Here is a 14,958-nt window from a genome sequence, read left to right as displayed (position 1 = left end):
ATGGCCCGCAAAGGCACCATCAGCATTCGCAAGGGTGACCAGGTCAAGGTCATCGCTGGCAAGGACAAGGGCGTGACCGGCTCGGTGATCGAAGTGATCGCTGACCAGAACCGCGTCATCGTCGAGGGCGTCAACCGCGTCAAGCGCCACACCAAGCCTTCACAGGCCGGTGGCGCAGGCTCGGGCGGCATCATCACCAGCGAGGCACCGATCCACATCTCCAACGTGATGCTGCTCGCCGACAAGACCCCGACGCGTGTGGGCTACCGCCGCGACGACGTCACCAAGAACCGTCCCGACGGTTCCACCTACACCGCGCAGCGCAGCGTGCGCATCGCCAAGAAGACCGGAAAGGAGATCTGAGCATGAGTGACACCACCACGACGGCGGCCCCCCGCCTCAAGACGCGGTACCGCGAGGAGATCCTCCCGGCGCTTCGTGAGCAGTTCGACTACGCCAACGTCATGCAGGTTCCCGGCCTCACCAAGATCGTCGTCAACATGGGCGTCGGTGAGGCTGCCCGCGACGGCAAGCTGATCGAGGGCGCGCTTCGCGATCTCACGGCCATCACGGGACAGAAGCCGCAGGTCACCAAGGCTCGCAAGTCGATCGCCCAGTTCAAGCTGCGTGAGGGCATGCCGATCGGCGCGCACGTCACGCTGCGTGGCGACCGCATGTGGGAGTTCCTCGACCGTCTGCTGACGCTCGCGCTGCCCCGCATCCGTGACTTCCGTGGGCTCTCGCCCAAGCAGTTCGACGGCCGCGGCAACTACACGTTCGGTCTGACCGAGCAGGTCATGTTCCACGAGATCGACCAGGACAAGATCGATCGGTCGCGCGGCATGGACATCACAATCGTCACCACGGCCACCAACGACGACGAGGGTCGCGCGCTGCTCAAGCTGCTCGGCTTCCCGTACAAGGAGAACTGACATGGCGAAGACTGGACTCAAGGTCAAGGCCGCCCGCAAGCCCAAGTTCGCGGTACGCGGCTACACCCGTTGCCAGCGCTGTGGCCGACCCCGGTCGGTCTACAAGAAGTTCGGCCTCTGCCGCATCTGCCTTCGCGAGATGGCACACCGTGGCGAGCTGCCGGGCATCACCAAGAGCTCCTGGTAATTTCTCACCCCTCACAGGCCGAAGGTCCCTCCAGTCCGAGATGAGAATCTCGAGCCAGAGTGGAAACCACGGCAGGAATGGAACACACGAACTATGACAATGACCGATCCGATCGCCGACATGCTGACGCGTGTCCGCAACGGCAATCAGGCGTACCACGACAGCGTGTCGATGCCGTACTCCAAGCTCAAGGCCGGCGTAGCCGAGATCCTGAAGCAGGAGGGCTACATCACCGCGATCGAGGTCACCGAGCCCAAGGAGGGTGAGGTGAGCAAGACGCTCACGATCACGCTCAAGTACGGGCCGCACCGCGAGCGTTCCATCGCCGGCATCCGCCGCATCAGCAAGCCGGGTCTTCGCGTCTACGCGAAGTCGACCGGCCTGCCCAAGGTGCTCGGTGGACTCGGCGTGGCGATCATCTCGACGAGCCAGGGTCTGCTCACGGACCGCCAGGCCAACCAGAAGGGCGTAGGCGGAGAAGTCCTCGCCTACGTCTGGTGAGAGGGGTCTGAACACATGTCACGCATTGGCAAGATTCCCGTCACGATCCCGTCCGGGGTCGAGGTCACGATCGAGGGCCAGGACGTACGCGTCAAGGGTCCCAAGGGCGAGCTGTCGCACACGGTCGCGGAGCCCATCACGGTCTCCAAGTCCGACGACGGCACCCTCGCGATCGAGCGTCCCGACGACGAGCGCAAGAGCAAGGCTCTCCACGGCCTCTCGCGCACCCTGATCGCCAACATGGTCACGGGTGTCACCGAGGGCTACGAGAAGAAGCTCGAGATCGTCGGCGTCGGTTACCGCGTCCAGGCCAAGGGCCCGGCTGCACTCGAGTTCGCGCTCGGCTTCAGCCACCCCGTCCCGGTCCAGGCTCCCGAGGGCATCACGTTCTCGGTCGAGTCGCCCACCAAGTTCGCCGTGCACGGCATCGACAAGCAGGCCGTCGGTGAGGTCGCAGCGAACATCCGCAAGATCCGTAAGCCCGAGCCCTACAAGGGCAAGGGCGTCCGCTACGCCGGCGAGCACGTCCGCCGCAAGGTCGGAAAGGCTGGTAAGTAGTCATGGCTATCTCGATCAAGCACGCCAAGCACACGTCGCCCCGTACGGCTTCGCGTCTGCGCCGTCAGGTGCGAGGACGCAAGAAGATCGAGGGTTCGGCGGAGCGTCCGCGTCTCGTCATCACCCGTTCGAGCAAGCACATCGTTGCTCAGGTCGTCAACGACCTCGAGGGCCGCACGCTGGCCTCCGCGTCGACGATGGAAGCCGATCTGCGCTCGTCCGAGGGTGACAAGACCGCCAAGGCCCGCAAGGTCGGCGAGCTCGTCGCCGACCGTGCCAAGGCTGCCGGCGTCGCCACCGTCGTCTTCGACCGTGCGGGCAACAAGTACGCAGGACGCGTCGCGGCACTCGCTGACGGCGCCCGTGAAGCAGGACTGGAGTTCTGATGAGCACGCAGCAACGCCGTGGAGGCGGAGGCGGCCGGGGTCGTGGAAACGATCGCGGCGCCGAGAAGTCCAACTACATCGAGAAGGTCGTCACGATCAACCGTGTCGCCAAGGTCGTCAAGGGTGGTCGTCGCTTCAGCTTCACCGCTCTCGTGATCGTCGGCGACGGTGACGGTCAGGTCGGCATCGGCTACGGCAAGGCCAAGGAAGTCCCGACCGCGATCGCCAAGGGCGTCGAAGAGGCCAAGAAGTCCTTCTTCCGCGTCCCGCGCATCCAGGGCACGATCCCGCACCCGGTGCAGGGCGAGAAGGCGGCTGGCGTCGTCTTCCTGCGTCCCGCATCGCCCGGTACCGGCGTCATCGCCGGTGGCCCGGTGCGCGCCGTGCTCGAGGCGGCAGGCGTCCACGACGTCCTGTCAAAGTCGCTCGGTTCGTCCAACGCGATCAACATCGTCCACGCGACCGTGGCGGCCCTCAAGCTGCTCGAGTCGCCGGAGATGGTGGCGGCGCGTCGCGGCCTGACGGTCGAGGAGGTCGCTCCGGCGGCGCTCCTGCGGGCCGGCAAGGAAGGCATCGCCGAGGCGAAGGCCAAGGCTGAGGCTGGGGTGGGTGCGTGATGGCGAAGATCCAGGTCACCCAGGTCAAGTCCGGCATCGGCCGCAAGCCCAATCACCGACAGACCCTGCGCACGCTCGGTCTGAAGCGCATCGGCGACGTCGTCGTCAAGGAAGATCGTCCCGAGATCCGCGGCATGGCTGCGTCCATCTCGCACCTCGTGGACGTCAAGGAGGTTGACTGACATGGCGCTCAAGCTGCACCACCTGCGTCCCGCACCGGGAGCCAAGACCGCCAAGACCCGCGTGGGTCGTGGTGAGGGTTCGAAGGGCAAGACCGCCGGTCGAGGCACCAAGGGCACCCAGGCTCGCTACCAGGTCCCCGCGGGCTTCGAGGGCGGCCAGGTTCCGATCCACATGCGACTGCCGAAGCTGAAGGGGTTCAAGAACCCGTTCCGCGAGGAGTACCAGGTCGTCAACCTCGAGCGTCTCGAGGAGCTCTACCCCAAGGGTGGTGACGTCGACGTCGCGTCGCTCGTCGCCAACGGCGCGGTCCGCAAGGGTCGCCCCGTCAAGGTCCTCGGAAATGGCGAGATCACGGTCAAGCTGCAGATCACGGCGGACAAGTTCTCCGCGTCGGCCAAGACCAAGATCGAGGCAGCCGGAGGCAGCGTCACCGTTCTCGGTTGATGCTGTCGGGGCAGGACGCCATGTCCTGCCCCGGCTGCTTTGCCGACTGTTAGAGTCTTGATGCGGGCGTACTCGCCCGCTTTTGTCCGTCATACCGACGCCCGTTTTTATATGCACCAAGGTGCACGAGGAGGATCGCGGTGCTCAGCGCCTTCGTCCATGCATTCAGGACGCCCGACCTGCGGAAGAAGATCCTCTTCGTCCTGTTCATCATCGTGCTCTTCCGCCTCGGCTCGACCATGCCGGCGCCGGGCATCAACGTCGGCAACGTCAAGGACTCGGTCGACGCTGCGACCAACGGTGACAACAGCAGTCTCTTCGCGCTGATCAACGTCTTCTCCGGCGGAGCCCTGCTGCAGCTGACGGTCTTCGCACTGGGCATCATGCCCTACATCACCGCGAGCATCATCCTGCAGCTCCTCGTCGTGGTGATCCCGCGGCTCGAGGCCCTCAAGAAGGAGGGCCAGGCCGGCCAGACCAAGATCACGCAGTACACCCGCTACCTGACGCTGGGTCTCGCGATCCTCCAGGCGACGGGCATCGTGGCACTCGCCCGCTCCGGCAACCTCTTCGGCGGCCAGACCACCGGCGACCTGCTCTACAACAACGACAGCATCCTGTCGTTCCTCCTGATCGTCCTCACGATGGTCGCCGGCACCGCGGTCATCATGTGGCTCGGCGAGCTCATCACCGACCGCGGCATCGGCAACGGCATGTCGATCCTGATCTTCACCCAGGTCGTCGCCACGTTCCCGGGTGCCATGTGGCAGATCAAGCAGACCAAGGGCTGGACGACGTTCGTCCTCGTCGTGCTGATCGGTCTCGTCATCGTCGCCGCGGTGATCTTCATCGAGCAGGCGCAGCGCCGCATCCCGGTCCAGTACGCGAAGCGCATGGTCGGTCGCCGGATGTTCGGCGGGTCCTCGACCTACATCCCGCTCAAGGTCAACCAGGCCGGCATCATCCCGGTGATCTTCGCCTCGAGCCTGATGTACCTCCCAGCGTTGATGGCGCAGTTCAACCAGAGCGCCCCGTGGGCCCAGTGGGTCAACGACAACTTCGTCAAGGGCGACCATCCCTACTACATGGTCACGTTCTTCGTGCTGATCGTGTTCTTCACCTACTTCTACGTGTCGATCACGTTCAACCCCGAAGAAGTCGCCGACAACATGAAGAAGTACGGCGGCTTCATCCCGGGCATCCGCGCCGGCCGGCCGACGCAGGACTACCTCGCGTACGTCCTGAGCCGCATCACGGCACCCGGCGCGCTCTACCTCGGCATGATCGCCCTGATCCCGATGATCGCGATCGCGATCCTCAACGCCAGCCAGAACTTCCCGTTCGGCGGCACGACGATCCTCATCATCGTCGGCGTGGGCCTCGACACCGTCAAGCAGATCGAGAGCCAGCTGCAGCAGCGCAACTACGAAGGGTTCCTCAAGTAATGCGGCTGCTGATCATGGGCCCCCCGGGAGCGGGCAAGGGAACCCAGGCAGTGGCGCTGGCCCAGCGCATCGGCGGAGCGCACATCTCGACGGGCGACATCTTCCGCGCCAACGTGCAGCAGCAGACCGAGCTCGGCAAGACCGCGCAGCGCTACATGGACGCCGGTGAGTACGTCCCCGACGAGGTCACCAACGCGATGGTCGAGGACCGGCTGGCGCAGGACGACGCCCGCGACGCGTTCATCCTCGACGGCTATCCCCGCACGGTCGACCAGGTCGACACCCTCGATCGCATCCTCGACGGGCTCGGCACCAAGCTCGACGGCGTGCTCGAGCTCGTCGTCGATCCCGAGGAGCTGATCCAGCGCCTGCTCAAGCGGGCCGAGACCAGCGGCCGCGCCGACGACACCGAGGACGTCATCCGGCACCGCCAAGAGGTCTACACCGCCGAGACGGCGCCCCTGCTCGAGGTCTACGGTTCCCGAGGCCTGGTCATCGAGGTCGACGGCATGGGTGACGTCGACGAGGTCACCCGAAGGATCGACGCCGCCCTGCCCGGCTGAGGGTCGGCCAACAGCCATGTTCGAACGCGGCATCGAGATCAAGACGCCGGCCCAGATCGAGTCGATGCGAAGAGCTGGGCGCGTCGTGGCGTCGACACTCGAGGTGTTGCGTAGCTCTGCCGTGGCCGGCGTCACCACCGCGGAGCTCGACGCGATCGCCCACGACCACATCCGTTCGCAGGGCGCGACGTCCAACTTCCTGGGCTATCACGGCTTCACGGGTGTCATCTGCACGTCGGTCAACGACCAGGTGGTGCACGGCATCCCCGGCACGCGGGTCCTTCGGGACGGCGACATCATCTCGATCGACTGCGGTGCGATCGTCGACGGCTGGCACGGCGACGCCGCGACGACCGTGGCCATCGGTGAGGTGCCCGACGAGGTCACCGAGCTGATGCGGGTCACGGAGGAGGCGTTGTGGCGGGGCATCGCGGCGGCGCATCTCGGTGGCCGGGTGTCTGACATCAGCCACGCGGTCGAGACCACGGTCGACGCGGCCGGTGACTACGGCATCGTCGAGGGCTACACGGGCCACGGCATCGGCTCGGCGATGCACCAGCCGCCCAACGTCCCCAACTACGGCAAGCCGGGGCGCGGGCCCAAGCTCGTCAAGGGGCTGGCCCTCGCGGTCGAGCCGATGGTGACCCTCGGCTCGCCGGACACGCGTACGCTGGCTGACGACTGGACCGTCGTGACGACGGACGGCTCCTGGGCGGCTCACTACGAGCACACGTTCACCCTGACCGACGCCGGAGCCTGGGTGCTGACGGCGATCGACGGCGGCGCGGCCCGGCTCGCCGAGCTCGGTGTGCCTTACGGGGGACACTGAGGGCATGAGGCTGGCGGTGGCGATGGGCGTACTGCTGGTCGCCGCGGCCTGCGGCACCTCGGACCCGCCGGAGAGGTCGCCCGCGTCGACACCGACGCGCACGGCGACGTCCGCCCCCGCACTCGAACCGGCCGCCGCGGCGGTCGACGCACTGATGCGGGCCCTCGACGCCGGCGACTGCAAGGCCGCCCGCAAGCTCGTCGTCACGCCGACAGAGCTCGGCTGCGACGTCGTCGAGCAGTCCAAGGACTCGTTCGCCGACGAGGGCATCGACCTCGACGAGGTGTCCTATCGCGTCGGAGCGCTGCACGACGCCAGCGCCACGGTCAGCATCACCTGGGGCAACGGCTATCCGACCGAGTCCTACGACGTGCAGCGCATCGGCACTCGATGGAAGGTCGTGTTCGACTCCGCCGCCTGATCCGGTCAGCTGATCGTGACGGTCTTGCGGTAGGTCGCCGAGGTGAGCTTGAGCGTGCCGCGCAGCGTGAAGACGTACGCATGGGGGCCGGAGGCCTGGTTCGTGAGCGTCACCTTGCCGCGACCGTCGACGATCGTCACGGTGCGGTAGTGGTCGCCGTCGAAGCGAACCTGGACCGTGCCGTCCGGAGCCGGGAGACCCGCCGCCGTGACCTTGATCGTGAACGAGACGCGTCGCGTGCCCGGCGTCGCGGAGACACCGATCGTCGTCCTCGCCTTGACCCAGCCCGTCGGAGCCGTCGTGACGGTGTGCGCGGTGTAGCCCGGTGCGGCGAACCGGACCCGCGCCGAGAGCTTGTGGCCGAGGTCGCCGACCGTGATCTTGCGCGTACGACCCGTGGCGCCTGTCAGCACCTTGCCGTCGCGTAGCCACTGGTAGCGGAGCGTCGCACCGGAGGGCGTGTGCTCACCGGGAGAGACCGCCACGGAGGAACCGAGGCGGGCTGTGCCGGTGATCCGCGGGGCCGTCACGTTCTGGATGCGGCCGCGCTCGATCCTCTCGGTGTTGTCCGCGAGTGCTGAGGCTGTGGCGTAACCGGCACGGTGGGCGAACACCCGGACGCGGATCTTCGCGCCGAGCTGACGGCTGGTCGGGATGAACGACTGGCTCGTCGCGCCGGTGATCGGCTTGCCGTCGGCGTACCACGTGTAGGTGTAGGTCCCACCGGGCGACCACTGCCCAGTCGTGGCAGTGAGCCGCGACCCGACGCGCGTGTGGTTGCCGGTGATCGCCGGCTTCTCGACGAGCCTGAACGTGCCGCGCTCGACGGGGGTGGTCTGCGGTGAGATGGCCGTCGTCGTGGCGTAGCCGGCGCGGCTGGCCGTCACGTGCACCGTGACGGGGAGCCCGACGTCGGCGGCGCGTGGGACGAACGTCGCACTGTCCGCACCGCTCACCTCGGAACCGTCGACGAACCACTGGTAGCTGAAGGTCAGGTCCGGCTTGGACCAGGTGCCGTGGTGCGCCGAAAGGGGCAGACCGACCTTGGGCGTCCCGGTGATGCTCGGCTTGATGGTCGCGGTCAGCGGGCCCGGCGCGAGCTCGGCCGTCGGCGTGGAGGTCGAGGCGACGCTGTCGTAGCCGAGCTTGGAGGCGGTCACCGTGACCGTGACCCGGCGGCCGACCTCGGCCGGACCGGGGGTGTAGGTCGCGCCGGTCGCGCCGGTGACGGGGTTGCCGTCGACGTTCCACTGGAAGGCGTACGTCGCGCCGGTGGGGGACCAGGTGCCGACCGATGCCGACAGGGTTGAGTCGACCCGCGCGGTGCCGGTGATCTCCGGAGCCACCGTCGCCTTGAGCGTGCCCGGAGCCACCTTCTTGGAGACGGAGTAGGCCCGCAGCGTCGGATAGCTGGGCCGGCTGGCGGTCACGGAGACCGACAGCTGCTTGCCGAGCTGCGCGGCGGTGGGGGTGAAGGTCTTGCCCTCGGCGCCCGGGATGTTGACGCCGTCGGCGCGCCACCGGTAGACGTACGTGTTGCCCTTGGGGGTCCAGTCGCCGCCCCAGGCGGTCAGGGCGCCACCGACCTTGACGACGCCGCTGATGGTCGGGCGTACGTTGTTGACGAGCTTGAGGTCCTTGAAGTGGATGAAGCCGTCAGGCCATCCCGACCCGGACTTGGTGATCTTGCGCCAGTCGAAGGCGCCGCTCCAGTTGGACTCCGACACCCAGATCTCGCTCGATGACACGACCTTCTCGACGTACGCGACGTGGTGGCCGGTCCTGCCCCACCACGCCACCGATCCGACGACGGGAGTCGAGTCGGTGATCGACGCCATCGCGAAGCCCCAGTCCTCGGCGTTGCCCACGCCGGACCTCGGTCGTTCGTTGGGCATCCCGTTGGTCGTCACGAGGCGGTAGGCGACGTAGTTGGTGCAGTTGGTGCCGGTGTACATCCGCCAGTAGCTCGTCGACTTGTGAGTCGCGTACCCGGAGTGCGAGTAGCCCTTGTCGGCGCAGGACGTGTACCCCGTGCAGATCAGCGAATAGCTCGCCTGAGCGGCCGAGATCGGGACCAGGAGGGCAGCGCAGAACAGCACCACCATGAGGACCCGGGAGCGTGACACCCGGTTACCCTACGTGACTGGTGTGACTGGTGGGAATGAATTGAACTGAATTACAACAGTGGCATTTGCCCTGCAAATTCAGCGGTGCAGCTCCATCGTGCAGCACTTCACGCTGCCCCCGGACTTCATGTACTCGCCCAGGTCGACCGGCACCGGGGTGTAGCCACGCGCCGTGAGCGAGGCCGCGAGCCCGGTCGCCGCTGCCGGCAGCACGACATGGCGTCCGTCGCTCACCGCGTTGAGGCCCAGCACGCGGGCGTCGGCCTCGGAGCAGATGACGGCGTCCGGGAACAGGTCGCGCAGCGTGCGCTGGCTGTGCTTGCTGAACGCGCCGGGGTAGTAGGCGATCTCGGCCGGTGCGTCACCGTTGCCGTCGTCGAGCACGGCGATCGCGACATCGAGGTGGTAGAACCGCGGGTCGACGAGCTCCAGCGACACGACGGGCCGGTCGAGTGCCTCGGCGGCCTCGATGTGCGCCGCCAGCGACGTACGGAACCCGGTGCCGGCGAGGATCATCGAGCCGAGGGCCAGGAAGTCGCCCTCGCCCTCGTTGGTGTGCGTCGGCTCGGCGACCGTGACGCCGGAGCGTACGAGCCACGACGCGTAGGCGTGGCCCTCCGCAGCGCGCTCGGGGAAGCGGAACTTCGCGCCGTACGCGCGACCGCCGACGACGAGGCCGCCGTTGGCCGCGAACACCATGTCGGGCTGGCCCGGCATCGGCTCGATGAGGTCGACGCGATGGCCGAGGCTCAGGTAGGTGTTGCGCAGGACGTCCCACTGCAACCGCGCGCGATCGACGTTGACCGGGTTGCTCGGGTCCATCCACGGGTTGATCGCGTAGGTCACCTCGAAGTGCGTCGGCTCGCACATCAGGTAGTGCCGGGTTCTCGACGTTCGGGCGTACGGGGCGGCGGTACGGACGACGGTGCGGGTGTCGAGAACGGTCAACGTGAGCCTCCAGGGGTGAGGTGCTGCGCAATGAATCAATGCTAGAGCCGGGCAGAACGGCTCAACGAATCGGAAACTGTCGTCAAGCCCGGCGATTTGTTGCGTCAATGGCGATTCAGCGGCGGATTCTTGCAATACTGGCTCGATGGACGATCTGGACCGCAAGCTCATCGGCTGCCTGCTCGAGGACGGGCGGGCCAGCTACGCCACGATCGGCGATCGCATCGGCCTCTCGGCCCCGGCGATCAAGCGCCGCATGGACCGGCTGCTGGCAGACGGCGTGATCAGCGGGTTCACCGCCGTCCTCGACCCGGACCTCGTCGGCTGGAGCACCGAGGCGTACGTCGAGGTGCACTGCAAGGGCACGATCTCGCCCGACGAGCTCCGCGCGGCGTTCAGCCGGGTGCCGGAGGTGCATGCAGCGGCGACGGTGTCGGGCACCGCCGACGCGATCCTGCACATCGTGGCCAAGGACGTACGCGATCTCGAGCGGGCACTCGAACGCGTGCGGGTCGAGACCGACAACATCGACCACACCGAGACCGCGATCGTCCTGTCGCGACTCATCGAGCGTTACGGACCCGGCCAGTCGGAGTTCAGCCCGCCGACCTGATGGCTCACAGGCGGCTGACACCCGACGTGGAGGGAGATCCCAGCCGCGATTCCTAGCGTCACGCTCATGGAAACCCACAGGAAACAGGCCGATGCCTAGCGTCCTCGGCATGGCGAAATCGCCCCTCTACGGGCTCGCGGGGCTGCTCGTGAGCGCGCTCGTCGCGATCAGTGGTCTGACCTTGGCGTCGCAGGACTCTGGCGCTGCCACGCCCACGCGGACGCCGACGACGACCACCGCGCCGACCAGGCCGGCCGCCGCCACCGTCCCGACCGAGCCGTCGACGGCTGCGCTCGCGGCGATCGACACCGACGCGGAGTTCGCCGTGTCGGCGGTCGACGTCGAGACGGGAGCGACTCTCACGTACGGCGACGGCTCGTACGACACCGCGAGCATCGTCAAGGTCGACATCCTCGCGGCACTGCTCCACCAGGCCCAGCAGGCCGGTCGGACCCTCACGGCGTCGGAGGGGGCACTGGCGACCGCGATGATCGAGCGCAGCGACAACTCCGCTGCGACCGCACTGTTCAACGCCGTCGGCGGCAAGGCCGGCCTCGAGGCGTTCAACGACATCGTCGGGCTCGACGACACCGTGGTCGGCTCGCACGGCAGCTGGGGGCTCACGCAGACGACAGCGGCCGACCAGGTGAAGCTCCTCGAGGTGGTCTTCGGGGTCGGCTCCGTGCTGACGGCCGACTCCCAGGCGTACGAGCAGGAGCTCATGTCGCACGTCGTCGACTCACAGAACTTCGGGGTCTCGGCTGCCGCCGACGACGCCGACGACGCAGCGCTCAAGGTCGGCTACCTGCAGCGGTCGGCGACCGGGCTGTGGGACGTCACGAGCATCGGCGAGATCGAGGCCGGCGGCCACACGTACCTCGTCGCCGTGCTCTCGGACGGCAACGCCTCGTACGATGACGGCGTCGCGCTGGTCGACGCGGTGGCCCGCGCCGCGGTCGCGGGACTGTCGGCGATTTGAGTCTGCCGCCTGTGTGAGCGTAGAATCGGGAGTCGGCCTTTTCAGGTCTGCATTCCCATGTCGTGGCTACCGCTCAGGCGGCTTCGCTGGGGTGCGCCAGAACGGGCCGATCGGCCGGACAAGCGACACAAAGAAGAGGTTATGGCGAAAAAAGAAGGCGTCATCGAGATGGAAGGCGCCGTAGTAGAGGCACTTCCCAACGCGATGTTCCGCGTGGAGCTGGCCAACGGCCACAAGGTTCTCGCGCACATCAGCGGCAAGATGCGCCAGCACTACATCCGCATCCTCCCCGAGGACCGCGTTGTGGTGGAGCTCTCGCCGTACGACCTCTCCCGCGGCCGCATCGTCTACCGCTACAAGTAAATCCACCACGTTCAGATCCCAAAGAGAGAATCTCGATGAAGGTCAACCCGAGCGTGAAGAAGATCTGTGACAAGTGCAAGGTGATTCGTCGCCACGGCAACGTCATGGTGATCTGCGAAAACCCGCGTCACAAGCAGCGCCAGGGCTGAGCAGAAGTTCTTCACACAGCAACACGAAACATCTGATCGCTCCCGTCACAGCACGATCGTGGCGGGTCACCTCCGGAAGCGTAGGCCGGAGCCCGACTCAGGATCGACCAAAGATCCTGGAGGCAGTCGGGATGCCTCAGGTGGCCATACCTCGCCGAATGGAAGGAAATGCCTAGATGGCACGCCTCGTAGGAGTCGACCTCCCGCGCGAAAAGCGCATTGAGATCGCACTCACGTATGTATTCGGGATCGGCCGCACCCGCGCCGCCGAGACCCTCGCAGCAACCGGCATCAGCCCGGACAAGCGCGTCCACGAGCTCGACGACAACGACCTCGTCGCTCTGCGCGATCACATCGAAGCGAACTACCAGACCGAGGGCGACCTGCGTCGTACGGTCACCGGTGACATTCGCCGCAAGATGGAGATCGGCAGCTACCAGGGCCGTCGCCACCGTGCGCACCTGCCCGTTCGTGGCCAGCGCACCAAGACCAACGCGCGTACCCGCAAGGGCCCCAAGCGCACCGTCGCCGGAAAGAAGAAGTGATAGCGCATGCCTCCTAAGACAGCTGGCAAGAAGGTTCGCCGCAAGGAGAAGAAGAACGTCGCTCAGGGCGAGGCCCACATCAAGAGCACGTTCAACAACACCCACGTCACCATCACGGATCCTTCGGGCGCCGTGATCGCATGGGCCTCCGGCGGAACCGTCGGATTCAAGGGCTCGCGCAAGTCGACGCCGTTCGCAGCCGGTATGGCTGCCGAGTCGGCCGGTCGTCAGGCGATGGAGCACGGGATGAAGAAGGTCGACGTCTTCGTGAAGGGCCCCGGTTCGGGCCGCGAGACGGCGATCCGGTCGCTGAGCGGAGTCGGCCTCGAGGTCGGCACCATCTCCGACGTGACACCCAGCCCCCACAACGGCTGCCGTCCCCCCAAGCACCGTCGTCTCTGACGTCGACTGAATTCTTTCTAGGAGCTATCAACCATGGCCCGTTACACCGGACCTCTCACCAAGAAGTCGCGCCGCCTCGGCATCGACCTCGTCGGTGGTGACGCTGCATTCGAAAAGCGTCCTTACCCTCCCGGCCAGCACGGCCGCGCGCGCGTCAAGGAGTCGGAGTACCGCAACCAGCTGCTCGAGAAGCAGAAGGCGCGTTACACCTACGGAGTGCTCGAGAAGCAGTTCCGCAAGTACTACGAGCTCGCCTCGCGTCGTCCCGGCAAGACCGGCGACAACCTGCTGCAGATCCTCGAGTCGCGCCTCGACAACGTCGTCTACCGTGCCGGCTTCGCCCGTACGCGTCGTCACGCCCGCCAGCTCGTCAACCACGGTCACTTCGTGGTCAACGGCGTCAAGACCGACATCCCGTCGTTCCAGGTGAGCAAGCACGACATCATCGACGTCAAGACCAAGTCCCTGGAGACCACGCCGTTCATCGTCGCGCGTGAGACCCACGACCGCGACACCGTGCCGGCCTGGCTCGACGTCGCGCCCGAGCGCGGTCGGATCCTCGTCCACAGCCAGCCTGTGCGCGAGCAGATCACGGTCCCGATCAACGAACAGCTGATCGTGGAGTTCTACTCCAAGATCTGATCTGGCCCCGCTCTCACCAGAGAAAACAACCCGGACCTTCAAATAGAGGTTGGTCCGGAAAGGAAGAAACAATGCTCATCGCCCAGCGCCCCGCCCTGTCCGAAGAGGTCGTCGACGAGTTCCGTTCGCGGTTCGTCATCGAGCCCCTGGAGCCCGGCTTCGGCTACACCCTCGGCAACTCGCTTCGTCGTACGCTCCTGTCGTCGATCCCGGGTGCGGCCGTCACGTCGATCAAGATCGACGGCGTCCTGCACGAGTTCTCGACTGTCCCCGGCGTGACCGAGGACGTCACCGAGATCATCCTCAACCTCAAGGAGCTCGTGGTCTCCTCGGAGAACGACGAGCCCGTCGTCATGTACCTCCGCAAGGAGGGCGCCGGTGACGTGACCGCCGCCGACATCCAGCCCCCGGCTGGCGTCGAGGTCCACAACCCCGACCTGCACATCGCGACGCTCAACGCCAAGGGCAAGATCGAGATCGAGCTCGTCGTCGAGCGTGGCCGTGGCTACGTCTCGGCCGTGCAGAACAAGTCCGGCGACGAAGAGATCGGCCGCATGCCGGTCGACTCGATCTACTCGCCGGTCCTCAAGGTGACCTACAAGGTCGAGGCGACCCGAGTCGAGCAGCGTACGGACTTCGACAAGCTCGTCATCGACGTCGAGACCAAGAAGTCGATCCTGCCGCGTGACGCGATCGCGTCGGCCGGTTCCACCCTGGTGGAGCTGTTCGGCCTGGCCCGTGAGCTCAACGTCGAGGCCGAGGGCATCGACATCGGTCCGAGCCCGGTCGACGAGCAGCTCGCTGCCGACCTGGCCCTGCCGATCGAGGACCTCAACTTCACGGTGCGCTCCTACAACTGCCTCAAGCGCGAGGGCATCCACACCGTGGGTGAGCTCATCACGCGCTCGGAGCAGGACCTGCTCGACATTCGCAACTTCGGTTCGAAGTCGATCGACGAGGTCAAGGCCAAGCTCGCCGAGATGGGTCTCGCGCTCAAGGACAGCCCGGCCGGTTTCGACCCGTCGGCCGTCATCGACGCCTACGACGACGACGCCAGCTTCGCCGAGGACGAGCAGTACTGAGTACTGCCCGTCCTTGACGGCTCAGCCCGAACACATTTGGAGA

At 66.5% G+C, this 14,958-nt stretch carries 23 protein-coding genes; 21 read left to right on the top strand and 2 right to left on the bottom strand.

Annotated features, from left to right (window positions below):
• The 13 genes from rplX (at window position 1) to ASC61_RS03445 (ending at window position 7,066) form a co-directional block, all read left to right on the top strand.
• A complete protein-coding gene (gene rplX, locus ASC61_RS03505; RefSeq protein ID WP_056209420.1) occupies window positions 1-363 on the top strand; it encodes a 50S ribosomal protein L24 in 363 nt (120 codons plus the stop codon).
• Between the two features lie 2 nt (window positions 364-365).
• Window positions 366-932, top strand: a complete 567-nt coding sequence (rplE, locus tag ASC61_RS03500; protein ID WP_056209418.1) for a 50S ribosomal protein L5 — start codon at window positions 366-368, stop codon at window positions 930-932.
• Between the two features lies 1 nt (window position 933).
• A complete protein-coding gene (locus ASC61_RS03495) occupies window positions 934-1,119 on the top strand; it encodes a type Z 30S ribosomal protein S14 (protein WP_056209415.1) in 186 nt (61 codons plus the stop codon).
• A 93-nt stretch (window positions 1,120-1,212) separates the two neighbouring features.
• A complete protein-coding gene (rpsH, locus tag ASC61_RS03490) occupies window positions 1,213-1,620 on the top strand; it encodes a 30S ribosomal protein S8 (protein ID WP_056209411.1) in 408 nt (135 codons plus the stop codon).
• A 15-nt stretch (window positions 1,621-1,635) separates the two neighbouring features.
• The gene (gene rplF, locus ASC61_RS03485) at window positions 1,636-2,178 is read left to right on the top strand and encodes a 50S ribosomal protein L6 (RefSeq protein WP_056209407.1); all 543 of its coding nucleotides are present in this window, start codon (window positions 1,636-1,638) and stop codon (window positions 2,176-2,178) included.
• A gap of 2 nt (window positions 2,179-2,180) precedes the next feature.
• The gene (gene rplR, locus ASC61_RS03480) at window positions 2,181-2,564 is read left to right on the top strand and encodes a 50S ribosomal protein L18 (RefSeq protein WP_056209405.1); all 384 of its coding nucleotides are present in this window, start codon (window positions 2,181-2,183) and stop codon (window positions 2,562-2,564) included.
• The gene (gene rpsE / locus ASC61_RS03475) at window positions 2,564-3,181 is read left to right on the top strand and encodes a 30S ribosomal protein S5 (protein ID WP_056209402.1); all 618 of its coding nucleotides are present in this window, start codon (window positions 2,564-2,566) and stop codon (window positions 3,179-3,181) included. The genes rplR and rpsE overlap by 1 nt, the downstream gene beginning before the upstream one ends.
• Window positions 3,181-3,363 carry a 50S ribosomal protein L30 gene (gene rpmD / locus ASC61_RS03470; protein WP_056209399.1) on the top strand — a complete coding sequence of 61 codons (183 nt, stop codon included), beginning with the start codon at window positions 3,181-3,183 and terminating at the stop codon, window positions 3,361-3,363. The genes rpsE and rpmD overlap by 1 nt, the downstream gene beginning before the upstream one ends.
• Before the next feature lies 1 nt (window position 3,364).
• Window positions 3,365-3,808, top strand: a complete 444-nt coding sequence (gene rplO, locus ASC61_RS03465) for a 50S ribosomal protein L15 (protein ID WP_056209397.1) — start codon at window positions 3,365-3,367, stop codon at window positions 3,806-3,808.
• A 140-nt stretch (window positions 3,809-3,948) separates the two neighbouring features.
• Entirely contained in the window at window positions 3,949-5,253 is a 1,305-nt protein-coding gene (secY, locus tag ASC61_RS03460) for a preprotein translocase subunit SecY (RefSeq protein WP_056209393.1), read from the top strand.
• The gene (locus ASC61_RS03455; protein WP_056209391.1) at window positions 5,253-5,816 is read left to right on the top strand and encodes an adenylate kinase; all 564 of its coding nucleotides are present in this window, start codon (window positions 5,253-5,255) and stop codon (window positions 5,814-5,816) included. The genes secY and ASC61_RS03455 overlap by 1 nt, the downstream gene beginning before the upstream one ends.
• A 16-nt stretch (window positions 5,817-5,832) precedes the next feature.
• On the top strand, window positions 5,833-6,645 hold the full coding sequence (gene map, locus ASC61_RS03450; protein WP_056209388.1) for a type I methionyl aminopeptidase: 813 nt from the start codon (window positions 5,833-5,835) through the stop codon (window positions 6,643-6,645).
• Between the two features lie 4 nt (window positions 6,646-6,649).
• Entirely contained in the window at window positions 6,650-7,066 is a 417-nt protein-coding gene (locus ASC61_RS03445; RefSeq protein ID WP_157439361.1) for a hypothetical protein, read from the top strand.
• Window positions 7,067-7,071: 5 nt separating this feature from the next.
• Here ASC61_RS03445 and ASC61_RS03440 read toward each other — a convergent pair whose 3' ends face one another.
• Entirely contained in the window at window positions 7,072-9,192 is a 2,121-nt protein-coding gene (locus ASC61_RS03440; RefSeq protein ID WP_157439360.1) for a CHAP domain-containing protein, read from the bottom strand.
• A gap of 78 nt (window positions 9,193-9,270) precedes the next feature.
• Entirely contained in the window at window positions 9,271-10,140 is an 870-nt protein-coding gene (ddaH, locus tag ASC61_RS03435; protein ID WP_235503470.1) for a dimethylargininase, read from the bottom strand.
• 145 nt (window positions 10,141-10,285) lie between these two features.
• On the opposite strand from ddaH, the gene ASC61_RS03430 reads away from it, so the two are divergent.
• The 8 genes from ASC61_RS03430 (at window position 10,286) to ASC61_RS03395 (ending at window position 14,915) form a co-directional block, all read left to right on the top strand.
• Window positions 10,286-10,753, top strand: a complete 468-nt coding sequence (locus ASC61_RS03430) for an Lrp/AsnC family transcriptional regulator (RefSeq protein ID WP_056209377.1) — start codon at window positions 10,286-10,288, stop codon at window positions 10,751-10,753.
• Window positions 10,754-10,862: 109 nt separating this feature from the next.
• A complete protein-coding gene (locus ASC61_RS03425) occupies window positions 10,863-11,732 on the top strand; it encodes a serine hydrolase (RefSeq protein ID WP_082530427.1) in 870 nt (289 codons plus the stop codon).
• A 141-nt stretch (window positions 11,733-11,873) separates the two neighbouring features.
• On the top strand, window positions 11,874-12,095 hold the full coding sequence (gene infA / locus ASC61_RS03420; protein ID WP_007078610.1) for a translation initiation factor IF-1: 222 nt from the start codon (window positions 11,874-11,876) through the stop codon (window positions 12,093-12,095).
• A 35-nt stretch (window positions 12,096-12,130) separates the two neighbouring features.
• On the top strand, window positions 12,131-12,244 hold the full coding sequence (rpmJ, locus tag ASC61_RS03415; RefSeq protein ID WP_007540807.1) for a 50S ribosomal protein L36: 114 nt from the start codon (window positions 12,131-12,133) through the stop codon (window positions 12,242-12,244).
• Window positions 12,245-12,420: 176 nt separating this feature from the next.
• Complete coding sequence (gene rpsM / locus ASC61_RS03410; RefSeq protein ID WP_056209375.1) at window positions 12,421-12,789, top strand: 30S ribosomal protein S13; 369 nt, start codon at window positions 12,421-12,423, stop codon at window positions 12,787-12,789.
• A 6-nt stretch (window positions 12,790-12,795) separates the two neighbouring features.
• Entirely contained in the window at window positions 12,796-13,191 is a 396-nt protein-coding gene (gene rpsK / locus ASC61_RS03405; protein ID WP_056209373.1) for a 30S ribosomal protein S11, read from the top strand.
• Window positions 13,192-13,224: 33 nt separating this feature from the next.
• A complete protein-coding gene (rpsD, locus tag ASC61_RS03400) occupies window positions 13,225-13,833 on the top strand; it encodes a 30S ribosomal protein S4 (protein WP_056209369.1) in 609 nt (202 codons plus the stop codon).
• 71 nt (window positions 13,834-13,904) lie between these two features.
• Complete coding sequence (locus ASC61_RS03395) at window positions 13,905-14,915, top strand: DNA-directed RNA polymerase subunit alpha (RefSeq protein WP_056209366.1); 1,011 nt, start codon at window positions 13,905-13,907, stop codon at window positions 14,913-14,915.
• Window positions 14,916-14,958: the final 43 nt, after the last annotated feature.

It is taken from the genome of Aeromicrobium sp. Root344 (assembly GCF_001425755.1).
Lineage (GTDB): Bacteria > Actinomycetota > Actinomycetes > Propionibacteriales > Nocardioidaceae > Aeromicrobium.
Note: the sequence above shows the minus strand (reverse complement) of the source record. Positions and strands in the feature narration are given on the sequence as shown.

What these genes read in the sequence shown, in the direction of transcription:
- rplX (WP_056209420.1), top strand. Translation starts at nt 1, where the DNA reads ATGGCCCGCAAAGGCACCATCAGCATTCGCAAGGGTGACCAGGTCAAG.
- map (WP_056209388.1), top strand. Translation starts at nt 5,833, where the DNA reads ATGTTCGAACGCGGCATCGAGATCAAGACGCCGGCCCAGATCGAGTCG.
- rpmD (WP_056209399.1), top strand. Translation starts at nt 3,181, where the DNA reads ATGGCGAAGATCCAGGTCACCCAGGTCAAGTCCGGCATCGGCCGCAAG.
- ASC61_RS03455 (WP_056209391.1), top strand. Translation starts at nt 5,253, where the DNA reads ATGCGGCTGCTGATCATGGGCCCCCCGGGAGCGGGCAAGGGAACCCAG.
- ASC61_RS03430 (WP_056209377.1), top strand. Translation starts at nt 10,286, where the DNA reads ATGGACGATCTGGACCGCAAGCTCATCGGCTGCCTGCTCGAGGACGGG.
- rpsE (WP_056209402.1), top strand. Translation starts at nt 2,564, where the DNA reads ATGAGCACGCAGCAACGCCGTGGAGGCGGAGGCGGCCGGGGTCGTGGA.
- ASC61_RS03495 (WP_056209415.1), top strand. Translation starts at nt 934, where the DNA reads ATGGCGAAGACTGGACTCAAGGTCAAGGCCGCCCGCAAGCCCAAGTTC.
- rpsM (WP_056209375.1), top strand. Translation starts at nt 12,421, where the DNA reads ATGGCACGCCTCGTAGGAGTCGACCTCCCGCGCGAAAAGCGCATTGAG.
- rpsH (WP_056209411.1), top strand. Translation starts at nt 1,213, where the DNA reads ATGACAATGACCGATCCGATCGCCGACATGCTGACGCGTGTCCGCAAC.
- ASC61_RS03395 (WP_056209366.1), top strand. Translation starts at nt 13,905, where the DNA reads ATGCTCATCGCCCAGCGCCCCGCCCTGTCCGAAGAGGTCGTCGACGAG.
- rpmJ (WP_007540807.1), top strand. Translation starts at nt 12,131, where the DNA reads ATGAAGGTCAACCCGAGCGTGAAGAAGATCTGTGACAAGTGCAAGGTG.
- rpsK (WP_056209373.1), top strand. Translation starts at nt 12,796, where the DNA reads ATGCCTCCTAAGACAGCTGGCAAGAAGGTTCGCCGCAAGGAGAAGAAG.
- rpsD (WP_056209369.1), top strand. Translation starts at nt 13,225, where the DNA reads ATGGCCCGTTACACCGGACCTCTCACCAAGAAGTCGCGCCGCCTCGGC.
- rplF (WP_056209407.1), top strand. Translation starts at nt 1,636, where the DNA reads ATGTCACGCATTGGCAAGATTCCCGTCACGATCCCGTCCGGGGTCGAG.
- rplO (WP_056209397.1), top strand. Translation starts at nt 3,365, where the DNA reads ATGGCGCTCAAGCTGCACCACCTGCGTCCCGCACCGGGAGCCAAGACC.
- rplE (WP_056209418.1), top strand. Translation starts at nt 366, where the DNA reads ATGAGTGACACCACCACGACGGCGGCCCCCCGCCTCAAGACGCGGTAC.
- ASC61_RS03445 (WP_157439361.1), top strand. Translation starts at nt 6,650, where the DNA reads ATGAGGCTGGCGGTGGCGATGGGCGTACTGCTGGTCGCCGCGGCCTGC.
- ASC61_RS03425 (WP_082530427.1), top strand. Translation starts at nt 10,863, where the DNA reads ATGGCGAAATCGCCCCTCTACGGGCTCGCGGGGCTGCTCGTGAGCGCG.
- rplR (WP_056209405.1), top strand. Translation starts at nt 2,181, where the DNA reads ATGGCTATCTCGATCAAGCACGCCAAGCACACGTCGCCCCGTACGGCT.
- infA (WP_007078610.1), top strand. Translation starts at nt 11,874, where the DNA reads ATGGCGAAAAAAGAAGGCGTCATCGAGATGGAAGGCGCCGTAGTAGAG.